Annotated in this window: 1 pseudogene; it reads left to right on the forward strand. The window is 38.3% G+C overall.

The annotated features are described in order from the left end of the window. Positions 1 to 210: 210 nt before the first annotated feature. Positions 211 to 1,744, forward strand: a pseudogene (locus PVV69_RS09775) (hypothetical protein); the annotation flags it as partial.

Consider the following 1,744-nt stretch of genomic DNA (forward strand, 5'->3'; position numbering starts at 1 on the left):
AGCAAGCTTTTCTGCAAACCACGTGTAGTGACCTGTATTGTTATCTTAAAAGTTTTTCTAACGTTCATGATTAAGCGGATAGAGAGCACACATAATACTTCGTTTTGTTCTTTACATAAAAAACATAATGATATAAGAACCGCCTAGGTACTTGCGCCATCAGGGGAAGGAAGTAAGCATCAAAGACATACCAATACTAAAGGCATATCTATGTGTAAGAAATCTATTTATAAGAAAAACTTTTTGTTATGTACAATTGCTGGAACTTTCATTTTTTCTCATTTAACTCCAACTTATGCAAATACACAAACTCCTAAAATTATTAATGGATTTAAGGTGGACAAGGGAGAGAAAAAGACCTTTAACAATCTTTTTGTCCGTGGAACTGGTCCTATGGGATCTACAACTGATCCTGCAGTATCTGCAACTGACAAAGCAGTTATCACAATTACAGATACGACAATACACACAGAATCAGCTGCTCTTTCTGCATCAAAAGGTGGACAAATTCACGCGAAAGGACTTGAGACAAATTCAATATATAAAGGGTTAGAAACAAAAAACGGTATCATAGAGGTTGAAGATTCAACTATAACCGTCCAAAGAGGGAGTGCTGGTACTGGTATCGTTATTTATGAAACCCTGAAAAGAGATGTAAAAGAGGGTGAAAAGGTTGTAAATAATATTAGTCTTATTAACAGCAAAATTCTTGTTAAAGACGGCGTTGGTATTCGGGGACCTTATGATTCAAAATCTGTCGCTAAAATTTCTCTCAAAAATTCAGAAATTCTTGCCGATGTCTTATTGAGAAATAAAACGAAGCGTAAATGGTATGACGATGATATGCTTCCTGTCTCTCTTACATTAACCGCTGATCATTCGGTACTAGAAGGAAGAGCAAGGACTTTGAAAATAAATACCACAGTTTTTACTCTGAACAATAACAGCAAGTGGTACTTAAAAGTCAGTGAAGAGGATGTAGATACTGATTTTAATACCTATAACTATGATCTCAGTGACATTAAACAGCGTGCGCTGTCTACTGTTTCAGAGCTGTATCTTAATAATAGCTCTATCATATTTCGTGCACCGCATGCTCTAGCAAAGGGGCAGTATCAAACCTTGAGTGTAGGACGAACCGCTGAGGTTTACAAATCAGAAGAAGATATGGTTCCCACTGTGGCAACTGCTTACCATGCAACGGGCCATGCCAATATTTATTTCAATATCGAATGGAGTGACGGTCTACCAAAAGAAAAACAAAAAGCTGACCGTCTTCTCGTTCATGGTAATGTGTCAGGCACCACAACAATCTATATCAAAAATCTTGCCGAAGGTCAGCCATTAAAAACCGAAGATTCCATTCCTTTAAATGAACGTGGTCTCTCACTTGTTCAGGTTTCTGGAAAAGCAGATGAAAATGCCTTCAAACTGGCAAATGGCTACACCACAATGAATAAATTGCCATATAAATATGTCCTCAATGGCTATGGAACAACATCAAGCCGTGGCAAAGCAGCAAGCACGCAAAGCCATTTAGGAGACGTGTCTCAAGAATCAGAAGAAAACACCCTCAAAGACTATACGCACTACGTTATAAAAGAGAACGCGGTTGAGGGAGTAAAAAATGAGAATGAAAGAGATAAAGCAACATCAAGCCATGGCAAAGCAGCAAGCGCACAAAGCCCCTTGAGAGAGAATAAAGATTTCTGGGATTTCCGCCTGCAAAGAGCAACTCTTGATG

It is taken from the genome of Bartonella sp. MM73XJBT (assembly GCF_028618465.1).
In the GTDB taxonomy this organism is placed as follows: Bacteria; Pseudomonadota; Alphaproteobacteria; order Rhizobiales; family Rhizobiaceae; genus Bartonella.